Raw genomic sequence first — 23598 nt, 5'->3', positions numbered from 1 at the left:
ATTTTTCAATGAGCGTTTGACCTATTTTTATGTTAACATAAACAACTTCCTTTACCCTTGCATAATATATTCTTAAAAATTTATTTAATGCTGCTATCTTTGCCATTAATATCATTACTTCCTATCTTAATTTTTTGTATAATAAAAGAACCTATATCAACTATAGATTCTTTAAATGCTTTATATATACATAGATATGTAGGAAAAAATTTTTTCAATATTGAATTCACTTATATCCGAATTATATCGACTCAATGCATAAATAGTTTCAATCTTTTGAGGAAGTTCATCAAAAGTAAATGGGAAAGGTGATTGCCTATCCTCCCTTACCAATCCATTACAACTATTCTCCATAATAAAAAACTTTCCATACATGTCGTCATCCTTTTGAACTAATAAAATATTAAATCCAGTTTTATTTTTAGTTTCCAAATAACCCCATGCCATTATTTTACCTTCTCTTATTTTAAACATTTGAGGAGTGAATTCTCTTTGTTCTCCATACATATGCATACGATATTTTTCCTCTCCTAAATACAACCTTTCTATTACTGGTGCAAGGCAAATACTTATAGTATTATGTGATGGTGTTATAATTCTAAATGAATAAATATTTAAATATTCATCTGAATAATATTTATGATCTTCACGGATCTGTTCAACTTTAATATTACCATTAGGATACTTTGAATTAAACTCACCAATAAAACTTATAAGAGGTTCATAAATATCTTGTTGAAATTTATACTTAACAAGATTACAAAATTCATTTTCTTTCTTTTGTTGTATTTCCTTTTTAGAAATTTCTCTTTTTATTGAATCATCTTTTTGCAACCTATTATTTAACATAGCATTTATATACTCAGATCCAATTGTTGATGTCCCTAAATTCTCTGTTTTAAAATAATTATATATATCATTCCAATTTGAAAATCTTTTCGATGTTGACTTTTCAAGCATTTTCATAATAACATTTGATATTACAGGTGAAATATTATTATTTATTTTATTTGGAACATCAGGAATTTGAAACATATGAGCATTTTTCCATTCATTTAAATTTCTTGTATTTGAAACATGATATGGATATTGTAATGTAGCCAATTCATAAAATACAATTCCCATAGAATATATATCTAATTGTATTGTATTCTTATCATTGTTCCATGCTTCAGGAGCAACATACATATATGTTCCATATCCCTTAAACGTTATTTTTCTTGTCTTTTCTGAAGCAAATTTAGACAATCCAAAATCACTAATTTTTAACTGTGAATTACTTATAAGTATGTTCTCGGGCTTAATATCTCTATGAACAAGGACACTATTTACTGATTTCATACCATTTATAAGCTGATTATAAAAAGAAATTAGTAATTCATTCGGTATAAACTCTTTTTTGCTTTTATAATCATCAATAACTTTTCTTAAGTCACCCTGATTAGCATATTCCATTATTATATAAGGGGGTAATTCAGGATACTTTTTACCATCATGAGTAAATTCATATTGGATAACATTTTCACATTTTATTTTCGATGATGTATTTATTTCATTTATAAATGCATTATATTGTTCCCCATCTTCAAAATTAGATTGAATAGTTTTAATTGCCCATATAGTATTATCATTTAACCTTTTAGTTTTAAATACTATTCCAAACCCTCCGCTATTAATAGCATTTTCTATCAAATATTGTTGTCCATTTCTACCATAAACAATTGAACCTACCGTAATAATCATATGCAAATGGTCACCTCTTTTAAATAAAAATAATCATATACATAGTAATTATACCACAACATATAGTATATAAACCATATTTTTCTACTATATATAATTATTTGTTTTCTTCATGATAATCAATTTGTTTTTTAAGATCACATAAATACGCTAATATTGAAATACATTTATTACTATTAGTTCTATTCCCATATGTAATATCATTACCATGAATTATACCATGTCTATTAAATCTAGAATAAATCTCATTATTATTATATTTTTCATCTATATCCTCTGTATTAATAGCTAAAGAACTCAATAATTCAAGCGGGTGATAAATTAATAAATATTCTATATTGTCTGTCTCAGGATCAATATCATTTTTTTCTAAAAAACCTTTTATTTTATCTTTAGTTTTTGGCTTATTATGTATTTTTGAATATAAACTAACACCTAAAATTTCATTGCATATTCCATCTGCTTGTATTAAAAATATTGGTATACTAAGTGTATATAGCTCTTTTTTATGTGCATCATATGCATCATTAATAATATTTTTATGTGTAGGAAATAATTGAAATGTTTTTTGGATTATATAATCTGATTCATTATCAATAAAATCATTCATAATTCTATTAACATTATTTTTATAATCATTTATATTATTACTTTTTTTATATTCCTCAATAACATAATATAAATCATTAATATCTGGTATTGAAAATTCTCCAAATGTATACCATGAAAATTTTAATAATTCTATATTTACATTTTTAATTCTTTTAGGCAATTTTTCCTTTAAATCATTCATTGCCAAAACCAATTCTGGAATTTTATTAAATACTTCTGAAGATTGAATACATTTTACAAGATTATTAGCATAATCGCTTATATAATTAACATATGGTTGAAATACTTCATAAATTTTTGACATTGTCTCTATAGTACCTTTTAAACTTGAAGTAATAATCTCAGACATATTTTTTAGATGATCCATATACTTATCTTTTTCATACTCAATTGCATGATAAAACCTTTCAAAATAATCATCTATTACATTTTTATTGTAATATTCAGTTAAATCATCAGATTGTTTAACTGTCACTTCTAATATTTTAATCAAATATCTATCATCAAATTTTTCTATATCATTCAATTCTATATTCTTAACTACTTGATCAACTTGAGCCATATTATTATTTATCATAGATAAAACTAAACTACAAAACGCTTTTCTATAATCTTTATATTTGTCATATGATTCAAAATATTTTTTTTGAACACTCATACTATAATATACAGGAACATAAATTATCCCTTTATCAATTGATATTTGGACTATTTCTGTATTATCCTTAATCCCTTGTATTAATCCACTTATATCATAAATCCTTTTCTCTTTCCCATCATTTTTATTATTCTCCATAATATCACTCCTACAGCAATATTATACTATAATCTGTATCTAAAATTCATTTTATAATAAATTATTTCTCACTTCTTATACCTCCGTATAGCTATTTTAAAACACTTTAGATATACTGGATGAATGTCCTCCTCATACTGAGGAACGCCTATATCTATTTATTTAGTTACTTCTATAGATTTTTAATTTTCATATAATCATTCTATCTTTTAATCTGATTTAATACACTTCTGAAAACAATCATCCTTTTACACGTATTAAAAATAAAAATTTACACTATACTACTATTATTCCATAATTTTGAGAGGATGATTTATTATATTAAATAATAAAGTAATCAAGATTTTAATAATTATAAATCTACTTTTTTTATCCATAATCCTTTTTAGCAAAATACACTTTATTTTTAAGATAATAGGAACTTTATATAGATGCATTTTAGTTCCAATAATTATTTCAGTATTCCTATTCTATATATTAAAGCCCTTAAACAATATATTCAACCAAAAAGGCATTAGTAAAGGTATTTCCTCATTGCTTACCTTAATTATTAGTCTAATTATTACTTCATTAATTTCATATTTCTTTATTAGATATGCCATATTAGAGTTTAATGGATTAGCTAAAAACATAAATAATCCTATTCCTAATACTAGCACCACTACTAGTCAGAACCCTATAAATTCAATTGTCAATGAAATCTATAGGTCTATTAACATTAATAAGTTAATTAAAATAGCTAATAATATAATGACTCATTACATACAAAAATTCCAAAGCAATCCATATGAGAATATAAATAGCATTGTTGAAGTGTTTTCTAAAATATTATTGGTGTTGTTAATTTTATTTTTCCTTTTAAAGGATGGTTCTAAATTTAAGGATAAGTTTATAGATTTCTTCTCTGAAAAATATAAAGATTTTTTATCTGAAACACTTTATAACATGAATAAGGCATTAAATGCATATGTAACTGGTCAACTAATGGTAGCACTTTCCTTAGCTATTATGATATACATAGGTTATAAAATAATAGGTATGTCAAATGCATTAATATTGGCTTCTTTTACTTTTATTTTAGGTTTTATACCTTTTATAGGATTTTTTATAGCTATGATAATTCCATCACTCATAGCTATAAGCAACGGCTTATATATGATAATAAAGCTTAGTATAGTATTTATTACTGTTCAGACATTAAAGGGAAGAGTAGTAGTTCCTTTAGTTATGTCATCTGCATTAAAAATACATCCTCTTACAGATATATTTTTAGTAGTAACAGCTGTTTCCTATGGAGGCCCTATGGCAGCTTTTGTAGTTGTTCCCCTCTATGCAATAGTAAAGGTTACTGTATTAAGTTTATATAAATATAAAATAATAAAAATAAGGTAGAATGTCTTATAAAATGCTCCATTCAGAACACTACCTAACTTCATTATAATATTTGCCACTCTAAAAAAAGAAATCTAGTATTCACCAAATCCAGGAAATATATAAACAATTTTCTTCCTGTACCAGAAAATAAAATGGACAATCTGTTTCTTCTAATACATTTAATACTATATTTTTATATTGCTTACTCATTACTTATTGCGTTTTAGAAACGTCCAAAAATCAATACCTGTAGAGGTCAAACCATACCGTACATAACGGTATACTTCAATAGTACACTTTATTTACAGTAAATAATAATTATTATTAGTTGTATGTGCCATTACAATATAAAAATAGACACTTTGAAATGGTATACTTCTGGTATATAAAAATTTTGATTAAAAAATTTATGTTGTTCATCAGGTGATAATTTAGTCCATACATTTAAAGCAGTAGTATATTTAACTGAACCATCTTCTATAAGTTGTTGTAATTCTGGTGATAATGTTTGTAATTTTTTAAGTCGTTGCATTGTTTTTACATCTATTCCTAATTGTTTTGCTATATCAGATTGCGGTTTCAAAGAGACAATTTGTCGTCTTGAACCTCCATGAGTAATTCCATAAATTCTCTTCAACTCCAAAAGATCAAATCAGCCGCCTTTTGGTACTTTTCCTCGGCTAGGTCAATAGTATTTTAGGAATAGTAGGAACGAACGTGACGTACTAGTCCTTATACTATAGAGATGGTAGAGGGAAAAGTATATAGATAGAATTAATATAGTTCTACGAACCTTTAAGGTTACATTTGCTACGCTACGCTAGGCAAACATAACCTTTGTATTTGCCACTACGTGTCAAATACAAACAATTTATATATCAGTATCACTTTTGTGGATTGTCCTATATAATATGGGTTACTCCACATTTTTGATACCGCTGCTATCACCATAATCAATTTTACCAATTATCCATACAGTATATAACCTTCCTTCAATTTTAACTCTTTTACTTTTGAGAATATAATTCATTTTATTTGCTTCAAAGTAAGCATTAAACTGTTTAATAGATTTTTGTATTCTACCCCTGCTAGCCTTTCGAATACAATATAACTTAAGCTCTGATGTATCTCTGATCAAAGCCTGTTCATTTTAATACTTCTAAAAGTAAATCAGGAAGCTTGATTCTAGGAATCATTTTATAAAGCTTTTGACTTAATTGTATCGCTTCATTTGGAGTATCTTTCTCCAATCTATCTATATGTATTTTTGAGTTATCAATAGTCACACCTTCTAATTTATCAAGGTTTTTGGAAAACCATTTTAATCTACTGTTTAGCGAATTTATTCTTTCTTCTAGATATTCTTTTACATCAAGATCTACTACAAGCCTTGTACCTGCTTGTTTAACGATATTCCATTCATCACGATGCAATAAGTATTCTTCAAAGTCCTTAAAATTTTTACTACCTTCGACGGATACGTCTCCAGATCGTATTCTATTTTTAAGTTCTGTAAGTGTTTCAATTTCATAATAATGGCAATTTATAGAGTCATCTTTCTCATATAAACATTTAGTCCATCGGTTAATGATAAACTCAGTTGGTGCATACTCCGGAACCTTTCTTTTACAATTCTCATTCATATCATTTAATATATTTGTAGCTTCAATTAATGGTTCTGAGGAATTACTTGTTGAATTGAACTTTAAGTATTTAACTAAAATAGATGTGTACCTTCGCAGCTGATTATATCTATTTTCTAATAAATCAATATAATCATGGCTTACAGGTCTTGCAAGTTTCCTAGCTTCCTCAACTGATTTCACAAGCTTATCCCATGACATTACAGATTCCAGTGTTTTGAATAGCTCTAATTTTTCATTCCTTAGAGTATAATTTCTGCGTTTTGATACCTGCTCCCTTATTATGAGAGCTAAAACTAAGTTTTTTTGAAATAGCTTTCACTCCGCCTTCATCGCCACTGTTGTATCTTTCAATTGTATTAATCTTAAAATCAACAGAATAAGTATTGTTTTTTTGTTCATGACAAAACCCCCTTAATTTAGTCTACACTACTTTTTATTTTCGTATCTACTTAAGGGGGTATAGTTCACTATAGGGTACAATTTAAATAAATTAGAGTGTTTTACATTTTATATTTGTCAACAATATATACAACAATTAACTACTAATTGTAGATTGTCAAAAGTCCTATTACTAGCATTTCGAGTGGTTTAATTTAATTAATCTAATCAAAGGTTTTTAAAAGAAAATATTTAAAGTTAATACTCCAATTAGGCCAAGTACTCCTATTAGAGAAGAATAGGTAAATCTTACTTTAAGGGCCGTACCAACTGGTAGATTGAAATATTCTTTAAACATCCAGAAGCCTGGATCATTAACATGAGAACCAAATACACTACCAGAAGATATAGCAAGAACCATTATTTCTGGAGTAACTCCTGAGGCAGCAACTATAGGTAAAACAAGTCCTGCTCCCATGGTTATGGCGACAGTTCCTGAACCAACTGAAACTCTTATTAATGCTGTAATCAACCAAGCTAGTATTATTGGACTAATATTTAAACCATTGGTTAAACTTACAATTGCTTTTCCTACACCAGCATCCACGATTACTTGCTTGAAAGCGCCGCCAGCGCCGATTACCAATATTATCATTGCAATAGCTTTTACAGAAGTATTAAGAATTTTCATTAATTCATCCATATTTTTGTCTCTTCTAAGTCCTAAAAGAAATATTGCAATAATAACTGCATACAATAAAGCAATTGGTGCATCACCAAAGAAAGAAATTAATTTTAAAATAGGAGCCTTCTTTGGTAATATAAGAACAGCGATTGTAGAAATAGTCATAAATATTACAGGTACTAGGGCACAGAACAAACTAATACCAAAGCCCGGCATTTCTTCATCTTTAAATACTTTTGAATTAACTAACCCCTCAGGAGCTACACATACTATATTTTTTATAAGTTTCGTTTTTGAAAAGAAAATCCCTACGATTATAGCAGTTGGTATAGCAATGAGAAGTCCTAAAAGCAAAGTTTTTCCCATATTTGCATTTAAAATAGCGACTACCGCTGCTGGTCCTGGATGAGGTGGTAGAAAGCCATGTGTTGTAGATAATCCAACTACTGCTGGCAAACCCACAAAAAGCAATGGCAACTTTGTTTCTTTAGCTACGGTATATATAATTGGTATCAATACAATAAATCCAGCTTCAAAAAACATTGTAATACCTATTATAATTGAAGTTAAAAGCATAGCCCATTGAACATTTTTTATTCCGAATTTCTCAATTAGTGTGTTAGCTATACGTTGTGCCGCACCGCAATCGGCAAGTAACTTACCAAGCATTGCACCAAAAGCAAGAATAAGTATTAAACTTTGCAACTGACTGCCGATACCTTTGTACATTGATTTGGTTACATTTAATATAGGCATACCCTCCATAAGCCCTACTAGTAAAGACGTAATTATAAGCGAAACAAATGCATCAAGCTTAAATTTCATCATTAGCACCAATAATAAGAATACTCCAAATACAACAATTAATAATGACATTTTAATCTCTCCTTTAAAATATTAATGATTTAGCATCTTCTATATTCATTTGCATAAAATTTAAACGTTTTCACGACGAATTAAAAGTAAATATAGTTAAAATATACCTTATATGGGTAGCATACGCAAAAATGCTATTTTGTACGCTACCCAATATAAAATATTTCTTTACCCAATTAATGAATTCTGAAAATGTATTAAATTAATTTATACATAATTATAATTCTTCTTAATTAAACGGTAATGGTATAAATTGTATTTTCTATTGCCATTTTGGTTCCATTGCTACATATAATCCTTTATATACAAACTTATCATTTTAAACAAAAGTATACGATTAACTACAATTATTTTAATATATTCATCTGTGTAAGAATTTTTATAAGCTGTTCCTTTTCTTCAACAGTCATATGCCCTATGGGTTGCATACATGGACCAGCATTTATTCCTAGAAGCTCCAATGCTTCTTTTATAACGGTAGGGAATGAGCCTAATGTAAATGCTACTCTTAATGGTGCAATGGCGTACTGTGCCTCTAATGAGCCTTTTATATCTCCTGCAACGTACTTATCATATATATTTGCGCATATTTTTGGTGCTATGTTAGCACAAGCTGCAATTGCACCTGATGCTCCGTAACACAATCCCGAATGTATTAGTGTGTCTCTGCCCATAAGTACACTGAAGTTCTTACCTTGTGTCAGTCTTATATATTCACCAGTTAAAGTCATATCTCCAGTACTGTCCTTAACTCCAACTATGTTATCTATATCTGCTAATTTCGCAACAGTAGCTGCATTAATGGTTACCCCTGTTTTGGGATGATTGTTATATAACAAAATAGGGAGACTTGTACTATCTGCAATCGCCTTGTAGTGATCATATATTTCTTTTTGGCTCGGACTTATGAACATAGGTGTAAGCACTGATGCTGCGTCTACTTTACATTCTGTAGCTATCTTAGTAATCTCTATACACTCCTTTGTTGTTATTGCGCCTGTACCTGCATATACAGGCACTCTTCCCTTTACTTCATCAACAGTAATTTCCATTAGTTCTCTTTTCTCTTCATGAGTTAGTCCATAAAACTCACCTGTTGTACCAGCCACAAATACCGCGTGTACTCCGTTATCAATTACAAAGTTTAAAAGCTTTCTTAATGCTTTTTCGTTCAATTTCTCATTTTTTGTAAGTGGTGTAATTAGTGCAGGAATTATTCCATTAGGCCGAAAATTCATTTTCTTTCCCTCCATTTATATATATTAAGTTATAATTAATTACATTTTTCTTGTATTCAATTCTTTTCAAAATTTATATATATGTGTCTTTCCTTTTACAAATTAGTTAGAAATTGACCCATCCCAAGTATCTATCTTTGTGTTCTTCTTCTCTTCTTCATTAAACCAAGTAGTTGTTACAACTTTGGTTTCAGTGTAAAACCTTACGCCATCCTTACCAAGTGTATGTAGGTCGCCAAAGAACGAATTCTTGTGTCCACTGAAAGGGAATATACCAACTGGTACTGGAATTCCAACGTTAATTCCTACCATTCCTCCATGTGTTCTTCTTGCAAATTCACGTGAGTACTGTCCATTTTGTGTGAATATTACTGAACCGTTCGCCAATGGGTTATCATTCATTATTTTAAGTCCCTCTTCAAAATTCTTTACTCTCTTTATACACAGAACTGGACCAAATATCTCTCTATCTCCAACAGTCATTTCAGAAGTTACATGATCTAATATTGTAGGTCCAAGGTAAAATCCTTTTTCAAATCCATCTACAGTTACATTTCTGCCATCAAGTGCAAGATTTGCACCTTCTTCTACTCCTTTTTCTATCCAATTTATAATTGACTGCTTATGAGATTCATCTACAACAGGTCCAAGTTTTGAGCTTTTATCATAGGCTGGACCTATTTTAAGTTCCTTTGCATACTCTATCAAAAGTTTTACTAATTTATCAGCTATACTCTCCTGAACTACAATCGTAGAAAGTGCCATGCACCTTTCACCTGCACAGCCAAATGAGGAATTCATAATTCCTCGTGCTGTTCTTTCAAGTGCTGCGTCTTCAAGTACTAAGCCATGATTCTTTGCCTCACATAGAGCTTGTACTCTCTTTCCATTTGAAGCTGCAGTTGCATATATATGTTTACCAACGGCAGTCGTACCAACAAACGTTATCCCTTTAACATCAGAATGATTTAAAAATAGTTCAGCTTCATTTCTACTACAAGTAACTATATTCAAAACTCCGTCTGGAAGTCCTGCCTCTTTCCAAAGCTCTGCACACCTCATTGCCGTCAGCGGGCACTTTGATGAAGCCTTTATAACTATAGTATTTCCTGATGCAATGCAGAGTGGAGTCATCCATCCCATTGGTATCATTCCCGGGAAATTAAATGGTGCTATTCCAGCATAAACACCTACAGGCTCACGGTACAAAACAGTATCATACCCAGTAGAAGTATTCATAAGTGACTCACCCATCATATGGGTTGGAATGCCACATGCGAGTTCTACAGGTTCCTTAATCTTTAATATATCACCTTTTGCTTCAGCCCATACCTTTCCGTTCTCTTTTGCTACTATTTCAGTAAGTTCATCCATGTGCTCTTCAAGGATATCTCTAAATTTAAACATTATTTGTGCCCTTTTTATTACAGGCATTTGCGACCACTTAGGAAATGCATCATTTGCAGATTTTATTGCAATATTAACTTCTTCCTTCGTGCAGCATGGTGCTTTTGCAATTATCTCTCCTGTGCTTGGATTAAAAACATCCATGTATCTATTTGTCTTTGATTCTTGCCATCTGCCACTTGCAAAGAATTTTAATTTTTTTATTTCATTCATAATAAACCTCCTAGAATTTTATGTTAAAATTTATTACATACTCTATTTCCTACATCTTTTTAAAGGTAGAAAATAATTATTTCTTGTGATACTTACGACCGCCGTTGACTGAAAATCCACCTGTCCCGCTAGCCTACGGAGAGATTTCCTGTTTACCTAGTCTAAAGAGTCTTCTAAAACAGCACCCTTCCATACACTACCTACCAAATTGCTGTATCTTCGTAAATACTTGCTGTTTGTTTTTACAGGTATGGGCTTCCAATTTTCTTTTCTTAACTTCAATTCTTCTGTAGAAACGTCAATTGTAATGGAACGGTTTGGTATATCAATCGTAATCATATCTCCATCTTTAACAAAAGCGATGGGTCCACCTGCTGCCGCTTCAGGAGATATATGTCCTATACAAGGACCTCTTGTGCCCCCAGAAAAACGGCCATCTGTTACAATTGCAGTAGAATCACCTAATCCTAAGCCTATTAAAATAGTAGTGGCTGCCAACATTTCTCTCATACCTGGCCCACCTTTTGGACCTTCATAACGGATAACAATAACATCTCCTTTGATAATCTTGTTATCAAGCATAGCTGTTATAGCCGCTTCCTGAGAATTAAAAACCTTCGCAGGACCGGTGTGTGTCTTCATATTCGAAACAACAGCAGATTGTTTGACTACCGCCCCATCTGGTGCTAAATTACCTTTAAGGATGGCTAGGCTTCCTTGGTGATGTAATGGTGATAGTAGTGTAGTTATCACGTTGGTATCATGTATATCATAATCTGGTAATATTTCACGCCAACTTTTGCCTATAATAGTTTGAGCATCAAGATTAAGATGTTTTTCTCCTAATTCTTTCATAACAGCTGGAATACCACCAGCTAAATCGAAATCAATAAGACTATATTTACCAGATGGTTTAACATTTACTAAATGGGGTGTTTTCTTGCTTATTTCTTCAAAGTCGTCAGCTTCAATTTTCAATCCAAATTCACCAGCTATAGCAGGAAGATGTAAAGTCGAGTTAGTAGATCCACCTATAGCCATATCCACCACCACTGCATTATTCATGACATCTTGATTTACTATATCTCTTGGTTTAATATCTTTTTTTACTAAGTCCATTACTAGAATTCCACTCATTTTAGCTTCTCTTAATTTTCGTGAATACACAGCGTGAGTGGTGGAGCATCCTGGAACAGTTAGTCCTAATACTTCCGCTAGACACGACATAGTATTAGCAGTTCCCATCATTGAACAAGAACCTACAGTAGGACAAACACATTCTTCCATTTTTTTTAATTCTTTTTCTGTCATTTTCCCTAGTTTAACCTGCGCTGCGGCTTCACGAACTTCATGAATTGATATATCTCTTCCTTGAAATTTACCTGGGAGCATAGGCCCACCAGTAACAACCACTGTGGGAATGTTAATTCTTCCAGCTGCCATCAACATAGCTGGAACAATTTTATCACAAGATGCTATAAGTACTAGACCATCTAATTGTTGGGCTTCTGCTACCACTTCTACTGAGTCTGCGATTAGATCTCTACTAGGCAAAACAGAACACATGCCTATATGACCTTGTGTAACCCCGTCACAAATACTTATGGTATTAAATTCAAAGGGAATACCACCTTCTCTTCTAACACCGTCTTTAACTGCTTGAGCTATTTCTCTTAGATGCTTATGTCCTGGATGCATTTCATTATAAGTATTTACTACCCCAATGAAAGGTCGCTCTAACTCATCCTCTATTAAGCCAACGCATTTTAGATGTGCTCTATTTCCAGTATGTTCAAGTCCGTCAACAACTACATTGCTTCTATAAGGTTTTAATGTCATTTTTTTACCTCCAATCTATTTCTTTTATGTTGATTTTAGTCTGTTCTATACAATAGCTGATCAAACCTGTATATTAAACTCGTGGATTCCACACTATATATTAGAGCAATAACCATGCCAGTTTAAAAAACATTCCAAATGGAGGATTTGACGGATCTTTACTATACTATAAAGTGTTTTATGCAACGCTTTACAACGTTGCATAAAACACTTTATAGTTCGGAAGGTTTAATTATGATTAATGAAAAAAACTTTATACAACAGAAACTTGAAATGGTGTATTTAGAGTATTTAGTTCCTAAAGACCATATTTTGAGAAATATAAATATATATGTATGCCATGATTTAAGGGCTTTGCATTATAAAACTACAACGAGAGATGGGTATAAAGAATATGTTGGCAATGCAAAAGATTGTGAGGAATGCCCAAATAGAACTCAATGTTTTTCTAATGAAAGTAAATATAAGACGATTAGAAGACATGTCTGGAAAAAAGATAAAGGTAGAAATATATATAAAAGGAGAAAAGAAACCATAGAGCAAAACTTTGCAGATTCAAAACAACTGCATACCTGTTCGTCCTGATGCCATTTTCCAGGCACCATGATTTCAAAGTCTGTCCACTGCTGCGGCATTCACGTATGATTTTAATCCACTCATTTATTCTATATTCTTGAGTTGTTTCTTGTACATCCATACAAAATCTCCTTTTAAAGTTTCTAAAGTTAACTTCAAAAACTTTAAAACTTATTTTAGAAAATTATCTCATATTTTTTGAACACTTTCTATCCACTTTCTTTCTTGACGTTTACTTTCAACAAAACAGTTACTGGTTATTTTCAATTTATACATAACCCAAGATGCTATCGTATAACTACATATAAAACAAACCCAATATAATAAAAAATTATACTGGGTTTGTAAACAATCTTACGTTATGTTCTTATTTTTCAACCATCGCCACAAAGTACTTCTGTCTATACCTAATATTTTTGCTGCTTTGCTTTTATTATTATCAACAGTTGCTAAGACCTCTTTAATTTTTTGCATAGTTGGAATAGATCTTATGACATCTGTACTGAATAATTTCCTATTAGTCTCTATGAATTCTTCTATTAGTTCTAATTCTACGAAGTCACCGGTATTGAGAATAAAAATCCTTTCCATTAAATTTCTTAATTCTCTTATATTCCCTGGCCATCTATAACTAGTTAAGATATCCAATGTTTTTTCAGATAGAATTAATGGTTTATTTTGGCTGTTATATTCTCGTAAAAATTTATCTGCTAAAATAGGAATATCTTCAGTTCTTTGCCTCAATGGTGGCATATGTAAAGCTAAAATGTTAAGACGGAAAAAAAGATCTTCTCTAAAATGTCCTTGTTTTACATAATCAACTAAATCTCTATTAGTGGATACTATTATCCTAACATCTATGGGTATAATTTTATCGTCACCCAAACGCATAACACTTCTCTCCTGAAGTACCCGAAGTAATCTTCCTTGTAATTCCAAAGGAATTTCACTTACCTCGTCTAAGAAAATTGTTCCTTTATGGGCCAGTTCGAAAAGGCCAATTTTACCTTTTTTTCTAGCCCCCGTAAATGCTCCCTCAACATATCCAAATAATTCACTTTCTAAGAGTGTTTGCGGTAGAGATGCACAATTAACTGCAACAAAGGGTCCTTTTATTCTATAGCTAGCATTATGAATACTTTGAGCAAATACTTCTTTTCCCGTCCCCGTCTCCCCTGTTATTAAAATCGTTGACTCAGACTTAGCAAATTGTCTCGCAAATTTTATAGTTTTTCTTATTTCCTCACTAATTCCATAAATGTCGTCAAAGGTGTATTTAGCATAAAGTCCACTTTCATTAATCTTTCTTCTTACTTTTGATTCGGCCTCTTGTAAAATATTTATATCTTGAAAAGTAACTACAGCACCAACAATTTGTTCCTGTACAACTATCGGTATCCTATTATAAATAACTGCCATAGCTCCTATGGATGTAATATCATTTATATGCTCTTTACCCGTATGTAACACTTCTATTAAACCACCTAAGTTCGGGCACACCTTCATCAATGATTTTCCTATGACCTCGGCTACGCTGCATTTAAACATTTTAGTCGCTGCATCATTAATTAAAGTTATTTCCCCTTTATTGTTAATAACTACAAAACCATCCCGAGCATAATCCAAAATAGCTCTAATTTCTTCGGCTCTTTGACGTTCCTGAAGAAGACTATTTACTAATACTTCAGATTGACAATATGCATCATATATAGCTTGGGAACCTGATTCGAGAAAAATCGAATGCAATCCCAGTTTTTTAGCAATTTTACATTGTATAGCCCCACCTATAATAGCATTTATACCCTCTTTTTTTGCTTTATAAATTTCTTCATAAAACTGGTCTTTGTTTTTAACATAAACCTGCTTTAACTTAACTGTTAGCAAGGGATTAAAAGTTTCTAACCCATTTACTAGATTATAAAAACCTATGATTTCTATATTATTACAAAATTTACTGGCTTTTAGAATGGCATTAGCTATATCTTCTGTTGTTATTGATATTTCAATTACTGGAACATCCAAACGACTTCTAATACTTAAAGCAGTACCCCCCCTAGCAATAAATGCTTTTACCCCCTTTTTTACTAAAATTTCAGCTTTGTCTGCCCCATTTTCAATATTTCCTATTTCAACAGCTACATCTATTCCATGTTTAGAAAATACATTTTTTGCTCTCATAGCCATCTTCATATTTGGAGCAATATATCCTATTTGAGACACAACAATCACTCCTTATGGTGTATTTTTATAATAACTCAAGTGTATTTTGCAAGTTAACCTCCATTCGCCTCTATCGCTGTGCTATGAAAGTTGTTTATCCTATTTGTTATGGTATCGATGTACATAAAACTTTTCTCGTTACCACAATCATTACTTCACAGGGAATTACTCCACATTATTCAACAAAGAGATTTTCAACCTTTAACAATTCCATTTTGCAATTCCATCAGTGGCTGATTGATAACAACTGCTTAGATGTGTACATGGAATCAACTGGTAAATGCTGGGTTACAGTCTACAAACTTTTATAAGACTCTATCTATGTTACAATAGCCGATCCTAAATTTGTAAAGGCTATGGATATGAACGCATTTATAAACGTAGAAGCAAAAAAGGAGCCATTATCGTTATCGCAATGGTGATTCTTACCGCTATTTACAATATGTTTATTACCTTTACTAATTAAATCTTATACAAAATAATAAAATAATTCAAGCTAAAGTTTGATCAAATCGAGTTGCCGCTACCGCTGTATCAGCAGTTTAATCCTAATATACAATTGTGTACTAACATTATTATACGAATTGTTGTCATGAGTTACCATTAATTTATAAAATCATTTAAAATTTCTTTACTTACTTTTCTTTCGGCTCTGACACCTATCCTATGAATAATTTGTTTTTCTATAATCAGAACCATATAATAATTGTTCATTAAATTCATTGGAAGCATTATTAATCAACTTCCATTTATCAAATTTTTTATACTCAGCAGCTAATTGAGAAGATCATCTTCCCACTTTTCATGGTGATAAGATTGATTTTTTTTCAGATCTTTTTACGGCTCATAATTATTCCATTCCCCTTACCTATTTTTTTATATTTAAATGTATGGAATAACTACTTTTTATTCATGGAAGTCATTTATTTTTTTCAATCAACTGGCCGCTGTAAAGTACAGAGCTTTGAAATTTTCTCTCTAGATTATTTGAAAACAATATACTTATACAATTGCCCTTTTTATCTGTGACCCTTCCCGCTCCAAAGGCCTTGTGCATTATGGTATCCCCTATTTCCAAATTGAGTTTTTCCACATAATCTTCTGAATTCAGTATGTTACATTCTTTTATAAATCTTGATACCTCTACTGCTTTTCCCCTTATAGTACTGCTGCAATATAAATTCAAATTGTCTATGGCTCTTGTAACACCTACATAAAAAAGACGCCTTTCTTCCTCCAGATTGTTCATTATACTGTTCTCATGTGGGATCAATCCTTCACTGCAGTTTATTATATATACATTTTCAAATTCCATTCCCTTTACTCCATGAATTGTACTCAGTGTAACTGCATTTTGTTCCTTCATATTTTCATCTATGGTTTTTTCTACATTATCCACATGAGCTAAAAATTCATCTATAGTATTAAAATTCTCACAGGACTCCTCAAATTCATACAAAATATGCTGGAATTCTTCCAGATCCCTGTTTGATTTTTTGCAATACTCCTTTAAGTAATCCATATATTCCAATTTACTTAATATAAACTTCACAACATTCTTTAACTTCATCTTATTCAATTTTCTAATTCTTTTTTGAAGATCATCTATTATTTTAATTTGAAAAATTGGCATGCCATCTATTTTCTTTAAAATTTCAAAGCAATTTCCCTTTATCCTGTTTTTTCGTACCTTTTCTATATTAACCCTTCCTATATACCTGAAAGGCTTATTTATAATAGTTACAAAGCTTTCCTTATCACACATATCCATAGATAATTTAAAATATGATATTAAATCCCTACATATGAAGTGTTTATAAAAATTATACTGTGCATCCAGTAATTTAAATTTTATATTGTATGTTAAAAATGCATCTATTAAAATTCTTGACTCTATATTGGTTCTATAAAGTACAGCCACATTTTTATACTGACGTTTATGTATCTTTACAAGTCCTTTTATGGATTGTGACACATAGTATGCCTGATCCTTTTCCCTTGTAAATATTTTAAAATCAATTTTCCCTTCATATTGTTTGTTGCTTTGAATAGGTTTTAAATTTCTATTTTTATTATTATTTATAATATTTTTAGACACCTCAACTATATTTTTTACACTTCTATAATTTGTTTCTAAAAACAGTTTTTTACCACTTTGAAAATATTCTTGAAAATCCACCATACAATCCGGCCTTGAACCCCTAAATGAATATATGCACTGATCCTCGTCTCCCACTGCAAACACATAGCTATCCCGGCCAATCAATTGTAAAATTTCTATTTGAAGCTTATCACAATCTTGAAATTCGTCTACTAATATATATTTAAATGTCTTTCTGTAATAGTTTAAAATACTTTTATCTTCTTGAAAAAGCTTTTTAACTTTCAATTGGAGATCATCAAAATCCATCAGATTATTTATAGTTTTATATTTTTCATATGCATTAAAGCACTGTATAAATACAGCTTTATCCGACTTGCTTTTAAAATTTTCCATACTATTTCCTGTATTTTTTAAAAGAGATATATCATTTAAAACTTCTTTTACTTTTTCGTCTCCTATGGAATCCAAATATGATACAAGTACATCTTTTACTAATTGGCATGCTTTAAATGAAGATATTATCTTTATTTTCCCTCTATGTTTTTTTAATATATTATAAAATAAAGAATGGAAGGTTCCAAAAAAAGGCATATCATTTTTATTAGAAATTGATAAGTATCTGTTTTTCATGTCAAAAGCAGATGATCTTGTAAAGGTTATTACCACTATGTTCTTTGGATCTACATTTTTGGTGGCTATCAAATAATATACCCTATTTATAATAACTGTGGTTTTACCGGAACCCGGAGGGGCACAGATCATGACATTTTTAAAATCTATATGCACTGCCTTCATTTGGTTTATATCCAATTTATTTTTCATTATCTCTTACTCCTCATTCTCACAAGCTGTTGAATCTGCAATCTTGTAATATTTCATCTTAAGTATTACAATGTGTATATGTATATAATTTTGTTCACAATTATCCAAATTAAAACATAAATAGAGGAGATTTTTATTATGGAAAGCTCAAAAAATTTCGACATTAGAAGAGGAAGAAATCTTACAATGCTGGTAGATTTTTATGAATTTACCATGGGCAACGGATATTTTGAAAACAATATGGGAAACAAAATAGCTTATTTCGACATGTTCTTCAGGCGTATTCCAGATGGCGGTGGATATTGTATTATGGCCGGCGTTCAACAAATTATTGAATACTTATCTAATTTAAACTTTTCGGAAGAAGACATAGAATATCTCAGAGGCAAGGAACAATTTTCTGAAGAATTTCTGAATTATTTGAGGAACTTTAAATTTTGCTGTGATGTATGGGCTGTGCCTGAAGGTGAGCCAATATTCCCAGGTGAACCGCTGGTAACTGTCAGAGGTCCTGCTATTCAGGCTCAATTTGTTGAAACTATGATACTTTTAACTGTAAACCATCAAACATTAATTGCCACGAAAGCAAATAGAATCTGTAAAGCAGCCGGACCCAGGCCTATAATGGAATTTGGATCCAGACGAGCACAAGGATCTGATGCAGCCATATATGGTGCTAGAGCTGCAGTTATAGGTGGCTGCAGTTCAACTGCCTGTACCATAGCTGAACAGATGTTTGGAATACCTGCTGTTGGAACCATGGCCCACAGTTGGATACAACTATTTCCTTCTGAATATGAATCTTTTAAGGCCTGGGCAAAAGTGTATCCAGATAATTGTGTGCTTTTAATAGATACCTATAATGTATTAAAATCAGGACTGCCCAATGCTATAAAGGTTTTCAAAGAAATTTTGATCCCAAATGGCCACAAGCCCAGGGGTATAAGAATTGACAGTGGTGATATAACTTATTTAACCAAAAAGTGCAGAAAGATATTAGACGAGGCCGGACTTCAGGAAGTGCAAATAGTTATTTCAAACTCTCTGGATGAATTTATCATAAGAGATGTACTTAGCCAAGGTGCTTGTATTGATTCCTTTGGAGTTGGAGAGAGATTGATAACTGCAAAATCAGAACCAGTATTTGGAGGAGTATATAAGTTATCAGCTGTAGAAGATGAGAATGGGACTATAATACCCAAAATAAAGATAAGTGAAAATGAAGAAAAGATAACCAATCCTGGATTTAAAAAAATATATAGAATTTATGACAAAATGGGCAACAAGGCCATTGCGGATTTAATAACTTTAAATGATGAGAAAATAGATATCAATAAACCTCTAGAAATATTCGATCCCCTATTTACATGGAAAAAGAAAAAAATAAAAAGTTATTACATTAAAGATTTGATGGTAAAAATATTTGACAAGGGACATCTTGTATATGAAAGTCCAGATGTAAGTCATATAAAAAAATTAGTAAAAGAAGAAACATCTAAATTTTGGCCGGAAACATTAAGGCTTGAAAACCCTCATCATTATTATGTGGATTTATCTAAAAAGCTTTGGGATTTAAAACAACATTTACTTGGAAAATATTCCGACACTTATGACGAATAGTTTAATTTGCAATCAGCATTAATTTTACTGTTAAAGGGCCTGCAATTTGTCAATTGTAAGCCCTTATATTAAAACATATTATAAATTGTTTTTTATTATATCTGCAAATTTTTTTATTATACACGCTGTGAATCCCCAAATTACATATTGTTTATACTGATAAAAGTATTCTGTTATTTTTCCACTTCTAAACTTATAGTTTCTCCCCCTTACTATGAGCTCATAGGGGAATTTTTCCCCTGGCTGAGAGATCACTGGCATTTCATAGACAAGAGGATTATGTTCCATAAAAAATTTTAAAGGCACTTTGAAAATATGATCTACTTCACTTTTACTTGGAATTATATGTGCACTGTTCAGTCTGCATACAAAAGGATACATTATAAAGTTATATGGTGTTACAACATAATCCATCTCTCCTATAATATCTATATCTTCCCTGGTCAAATTTAATTCTTCCATGGTTTCTCTTATAGCTGTAACCTTTGGAGTTTCACCTCGCTCCATTTTCCCGCCTGGCAAGCATATATCCCCTGGCTGATGCTTTAAATTTAAAGCTCTGACTTCAAATACTACATTTAAATTTTCCTTTTCCATATAAAGAGGAATTACCACTGCACTTTTTTTAAACTCTCCCATGATTTTTCCTTTTCTGCCTCTAAATATATTTTCAACTTTCTCTATCAATCCAATACCTCCTAGAACACAATAGTTCTGAATTGTAAAATACACTTCTTAATGATATACTTTAAAATGTCATAATTAATTATATAATATATTTTTAATAAAATATATATATAAATTTTAAACAGTTGGAGTGATGTACTTTGAAATTTAAAAGTAATATCATATTACTTACATTTACATTTATATTTATATTTTCTCTAAATTATAATGTGTCTGCTGATAATTTAACTAGAACACAAGATCCTGATATCTATGGGAAAGCAGCTATAACAGTGGATATGCAGACCAATGAAATAATATATGAAAAGAATTCAGATATTAGAGTATATCCCGCTAGTACTACAAAACTTCTCACAGCTATTCTCCTTGAAAAAAACAAGAAACCAAATGATCTGCTGACATATACTTCTGGAGCCAAGGCTCAGCCCGAATCTTCTTTAAATGAGGATATTCATTCTATTGAAATAGGTGATTCCATGTCTGCAAAAGATGTAATGGACGGGCTTTTAATGTATTCTGCCAATGATCTTGCATATGTTATTGCAGAAAATATATCCAAAGATGCAGGTATTTTTTCCCAAAAGATGAATGAGTATATAAAAAAGCTCAATTTGAAGAACACCCATTTTGTTACTCCAAATGGTCTGCATGATCCGAATCATTATACTACATCTTATGACATGAGCATAATTGCAAGGGAAGCCTTTAAAAGTTCCTGGATAAGAAGCACCATGGCAACATCTACAACTACAATAAAGACTACCAGCGGCCTTACCTTTCCCATTAAAAACACAAACAAGCTTTTAGGACAAGATGGCTGTATAGGAGGAAAAACTGGATACACCATACCTGCTGGCAGATGTCTGGTGGCAGTATATAATAGAAATGGAAGGGAAATATTAGGAGTTGTGATGAATTCCATATATGATCCAAAGGACACCTATGTATTTAATGATATGGAAAATATAATAAATTGGAGCTACAATAAAAAGCCCAGTATCTTATATAGCAAAAATTCCATAATTGGGAAACAACTGATAAAATACAGACCTTTGTATTTTATAGGTCCTTATAGAAGTATAGAAGTTCCACTTCAAATTAAAGATAATGTAACCTATTATGATAATGATTTGAATAAGAGGGAATTAAAAAAGAATATAAGTATTACAAATACTACTTTAAAGGCTTTAAAAGGTCAAGTTCCGTTGGGAGATCTTAGTATAAAGGAAAGAGACTACTCTAAAAGCTATAAAATTTATTCTGCTTTGCCAAGGTATGATCTTCTTAAAAAAAGTGCTCCCCTTTACCTGGAAGCTTTACTGCTAATCTTTATATTAAATGTGGTTATAAAATTTATTTATAGAAAAAGGTTAAGAAAATAAATAAAAATAAGTATTATAAAAAAGGAAGGCTCAAAAATTTTCAGCCTTCCTTTTTTATAATATGCGGATGTCAGTTGACAGTTAATGAATATTTTCGTCATTAACCGAAAATCAACTAAACTTTATTTATTTATCAACATCTTTTCAGTGTTCTCATGATTTTTTTCCATTTCCTCTGCAACATAATTTACAAGATCCACAGTTCTGCAGGAATAAGCCCATTCATTATCATACCAGGACACTACTTTGACCATATTATTTGACACCATAGTTGAAAGTCCATCTATTATAGAAGATCTGTCATCTCCTCTATAATCTATTGATACCAATGGTTCTTCAGAATACCCCAATATTCCCTCCAGAGGCCCTTCAGAAGCTCTCTTAAAAGTTTTATTTACTTCTTCTACTGTAACAGGTCTTGAAAGCTCACATACTAAATTGGTAATGGAAACTGTAGCTGTAGGCACTCTCAAAGCACTTCCATTTAATTTACCCTTTAAATTTGGCAGCACTTTTGCCACTGCTTTAGCCGCTCCTGTGGTAGTTGGGATTATGGACTCCCCAGCTGCCCTTGCTCTTCTCAAATCCTTATGGGTTTTATCAAGTAACCTCTGATCATTTGTATAAGAGTGGATTGTGGTCATAAAGCCATTTACAATACCAAAGCTTTCATCCAGAACTTTAGCAAAAGGAGCCAGGCAATTAGTTGTACAAGATGCATTTGAAATAATATTATGGCATTTCACATTAAATTTTTCTTCATTTACGCCCATAACTATAGTTATATCCTCATCCTTGGCCGGTGCCGTAATTATAACTTTTTTTGCTCCGGCTTTTATATGCTTGTATAAACTTTCTCTATTTTTAAATTTTCCAGTGGATTCTACAACTATATCCACATCTAATTTGTCCCAGGGTAAATCTTCAGGATCATTTTCTCTAAAAACTTTTATTTCAGAACCGTTTACAACTATTGAATCTTCCTCTGCTTTTACACTGCCTCTGAATCTTCCATAACATGAATCATATTTAAAAAGATGCACAAGAGTTTCATTATCTGCTCTGGCATTAATTGCCACAATCTCAACAGTTCCCTTCAATCTCTCTTGAGCAATTCTTAAAACCAATCTTCCTATCCTTCCAAAACCATTAATTGCAACTTTTATAGACATTAATTTTTCCTCCTATAAAATATTTATACACCATTAAAACTTATTCCCCTATATATGTTATTTATATTAATAAGTATATGCTATATATGTTATATGCGGAACATATATGCTACATTATTTATATCAATAATACGCATATATGTCAAATTTATTTTTGCGCAGAGATATTATAATACACTTATTTTTTTCCATATATATTCTATATTTC

16 protein-coding genes are annotated in these 23598 nt (G+C 31.0%); 4 read left to right on the top strand and 12 right to left on the bottom strand.

Going from position 1 to position 23598, the window contains the following annotated elements:
- Positions 1-180 precede the first annotated feature (180 nt).
- Together AB8U03_RS05505 and AB8U03_RS05500 are read right to left on the bottom strand one after the other, a co-directional pair.
- Positions 181-1743 carry a serine/threonine-protein kinase gene (locus AB8U03_RS05505; protein WP_369703548.1) on the bottom strand — a complete coding sequence of 521 codons (1563 nt, stop codon included), beginning with the start codon at positions 1741-1743 and terminating at the stop codon, positions 181-183.
- A 97-nt stretch (positions 1744-1840) separates the two neighbouring features.
- Positions 1841-3151: a hypothetical protein gene (locus AB8U03_RS05500; RefSeq protein WP_369703547.1), complete on the bottom strand. Its 1311-nt coding sequence runs from the start codon at positions 3149-3151 to the stop codon at positions 1841-1843.
- A gap of 315 nt (positions 3152-3466) precedes the next feature.
- Here AB8U03_RS05500 and AB8U03_RS05495 point away from each other — a divergent pair, with 315 nt between their 5' ends.
- On the top strand, positions 3467-4543 hold the full coding sequence (locus tag AB8U03_RS05495) for an AI-2E family transporter (RefSeq protein ID WP_369703559.1): 1077 nt from the start codon (positions 3467-3469) through the stop codon (positions 4541-4543).
- Positions 4544-4865: 322 nt separating this feature from the next.
- On the opposite strand, the gene AB8U03_RS05490 is transcribed toward AB8U03_RS05495, so the two are convergent.
- The 6 genes from AB8U03_RS05490 to ilvD form a co-directional block, all read right to left on the bottom strand.
- Positions 4866-5168, bottom strand: coding sequence for a hypothetical protein (locus AB8U03_RS05490; RefSeq protein ID WP_369703546.1), 303 nt, complete (start codon positions 5166-5168; stop codon positions 4866-4868).
- 502 nt (positions 5169-5670) lie between these two features.
- The gene (locus AB8U03_RS05485; protein WP_369703545.1) at positions 5671-6369 is read right to left on the bottom strand and encodes a hypothetical protein; all 699 of its coding nucleotides are present in this window, start codon (positions 6367-6369) and stop codon (positions 5671-5673) included.
- 418 nt (positions 6370-6787) lie between these two features.
- Positions 6788-8110 (bottom strand): gluconate:H+ symporter, encoded by a 1323-nt coding sequence (locus tag AB8U03_RS05480; protein ID WP_369703544.1) that lies wholly within the window; start codon positions 8108-8110, stop codon positions 6788-6790.
- A gap of 347 nt (positions 8111-8457) precedes the next feature.
- Entirely contained in the window at positions 8458-9348 is an 891-nt protein-coding gene (gene dapA / locus AB8U03_RS05475) for a 4-hydroxy-tetrahydrodipicolinate synthase (protein ID WP_369703543.1), read from the bottom strand.
- A 102-nt stretch (positions 9349-9450) separates the two neighbouring features.
- Positions 9451-10968, bottom strand: a complete 1518-nt coding sequence (locus AB8U03_RS05470; protein WP_369703542.1) for a CoA-acylating methylmalonate-semialdehyde dehydrogenase — start codon at positions 10966-10968, stop codon at positions 9451-9453.
- Positions 10969-11124: 156 nt separating this feature from the next.
- Positions 11125-12807, bottom strand: coding sequence for a dihydroxy-acid dehydratase (ilvD, locus tag AB8U03_RS05465; RefSeq protein WP_369703541.1), 1683 nt, complete (start codon positions 12805-12807; stop codon positions 11125-11127).
- A 234-nt stretch (positions 12808-13041) separates the two neighbouring features.
- Here ilvD and AB8U03_RS05460 point away from each other — a divergent pair, with 234 nt between their 5' ends.
- Positions 13042-13392: a transposase gene (locus AB8U03_RS05460; RefSeq protein WP_369703540.1), complete on the top strand. Its 351-nt coding sequence runs from the start codon at positions 13042-13044 to the stop codon at positions 13390-13392.
- A 345-nt stretch (positions 13393-13737) separates the two neighbouring features.
- Here AB8U03_RS05460 and AB8U03_RS05455 read toward each other — a convergent pair whose 3' ends face one another.
- On the bottom strand, positions 13738-15603 hold the full coding sequence (locus AB8U03_RS05455; RefSeq protein WP_369703539.1) for a sigma 54-interacting transcriptional regulator: 1866 nt from the start codon (positions 15601-15603) through the stop codon (positions 13738-13740).
- Positions 15604-16522: 919 nt separating this feature from the next.
- Positions 16523-18529 (bottom strand): ATP-dependent helicase, encoded by a 2007-nt coding sequence (locus AB8U03_RS05450; protein WP_369703538.1) that lies wholly within the window; start codon positions 18527-18529, stop codon positions 16523-16525.
- Positions 18530-18667: 138 nt separating this feature from the next.
- Between AB8U03_RS05450 and AB8U03_RS05445 the strand changes: the two genes are divergently transcribed.
- The gene (locus AB8U03_RS05445; RefSeq protein ID WP_369703537.1) at positions 18668-20149 is read left to right on the top strand and encodes a nicotinate phosphoribosyltransferase; all 1482 of its coding nucleotides are present in this window, start codon (positions 18668-18670) and stop codon (positions 20147-20149) included.
- A gap of 78 nt (positions 20150-20227) precedes the next feature.
- Here AB8U03_RS05445 and AB8U03_RS05440 read toward each other — a convergent pair whose 3' ends face one another.
- The gene (locus tag AB8U03_RS05440) at positions 20228-20836 is read right to left on the bottom strand and encodes an NUDIX hydrolase (RefSeq protein WP_369703536.1); all 609 of its coding nucleotides are present in this window, start codon (positions 20834-20836) and stop codon (positions 20228-20230) included.
- Positions 20837-20976: 140 nt separating this feature from the next.
- On the opposite strand from AB8U03_RS05440, the gene AB8U03_RS05435 reads away from it, so the two are divergent.
- Positions 20977-22218 carry a D-alanyl-D-alanine carboxypeptidase family protein gene (locus tag AB8U03_RS05435; protein WP_369703535.1) on the top strand — a complete coding sequence of 414 codons (1242 nt, stop codon included), beginning with the start codon at positions 20977-20979 and terminating at the stop codon, positions 22216-22218.
- Between the two features lie 122 nt (positions 22219-22340).
- Here the strand turns inward: AB8U03_RS05435 and gap are convergent, their stop codons facing one another.
- The gene (gap, locus tag AB8U03_RS05430; protein ID WP_369703534.1) at positions 22341-23390 is read right to left on the bottom strand and encodes a type I glyceraldehyde-3-phosphate dehydrogenase; all 1050 of its coding nucleotides are present in this window, start codon (positions 23388-23390) and stop codon (positions 22341-22343) included.
- Positions 23391-23598 lie beyond the last annotated feature (208 nt).

The sequence above is a fragment of the Clostridium moutaii genome (genome assembly GCF_041205085.1).
Taxonomy (GTDB): domain Bacteria; phylum Bacillota; class Clostridia; order Clostridiales; family Clostridiaceae; genus Clostridium_B; species Clostridium_B moutaii.
This window is presented reverse-complemented; position numbering and strand designations above follow the sequence as displayed.

Bases quoted from the DNA above. Each gene is read 5' to 3' on its own strand.
- gap (WP_369703534.1), bottom strand. From the start codon at position 23,390: ATGTCTATAAAAGTTGCAATTAATGGTTTTGGAAGGATAGGAAGATTG.
- AB8U03_RS05450 (WP_369703538.1), bottom strand. From the start codon at position 18,529: ATGAAAAATAAATTGGATATAAACCAAATGAAGGCAGTGCATATAGAT.
- ilvD (WP_369703541.1), bottom strand. From the start codon at position 12,807: ATGACATTAAAACCTTATAGAAGCAATGTAGTTGTTGACGGACTTGAA.
- AB8U03_RS05470 (WP_369703542.1), bottom strand. From the start codon at position 10,968: ATGAATGAAATAAAAAAATTAAAATTCTTTGCAAGTGGCAGATGGCAA.
- AB8U03_RS05460 (WP_369703540.1), top strand. From the start codon at position 13,042: ATGATTAATGAAAAAAACTTTATACAACAGAAACTTGAAATGGTGTAT.
- AB8U03_RS05500 (WP_369703547.1), bottom strand. From the start codon at position 3,151: ATGGAGAATAATAAAAATGATGGGAAAGAGAAAAGGATTTATGATATA.
- AB8U03_RS05485 (WP_369703545.1), bottom strand. From the start codon at position 6,369: ATGTCATGGGATAAGCTTGTGAAATCAGTTGAGGAAGCTAGGAAACTT.
- AB8U03_RS05505 (WP_369703548.1), bottom strand. From the start codon at position 1,743: ATGATTATTACGGTAGGTTCAATTGTTTATGGTAGAAATGGACAACAA.
- AB8U03_RS05480 (WP_369703544.1), bottom strand. From the start codon at position 8,110: ATGTCATTATTAATTGTTGTATTTGGAGTATTCTTATTATTGGTGCTA.
- dapA (WP_369703543.1), bottom strand. From the start codon at position 9,348: ATGAATTTTCGGCCTAATGGAATAATTCCTGCACTAATTACACCACTT.
- AB8U03_RS05445 (WP_369703537.1), top strand. From the start codon at position 18,668: ATGGAAAGCTCAAAAAATTTCGACATTAGAAGAGGAAGAAATCTTACA.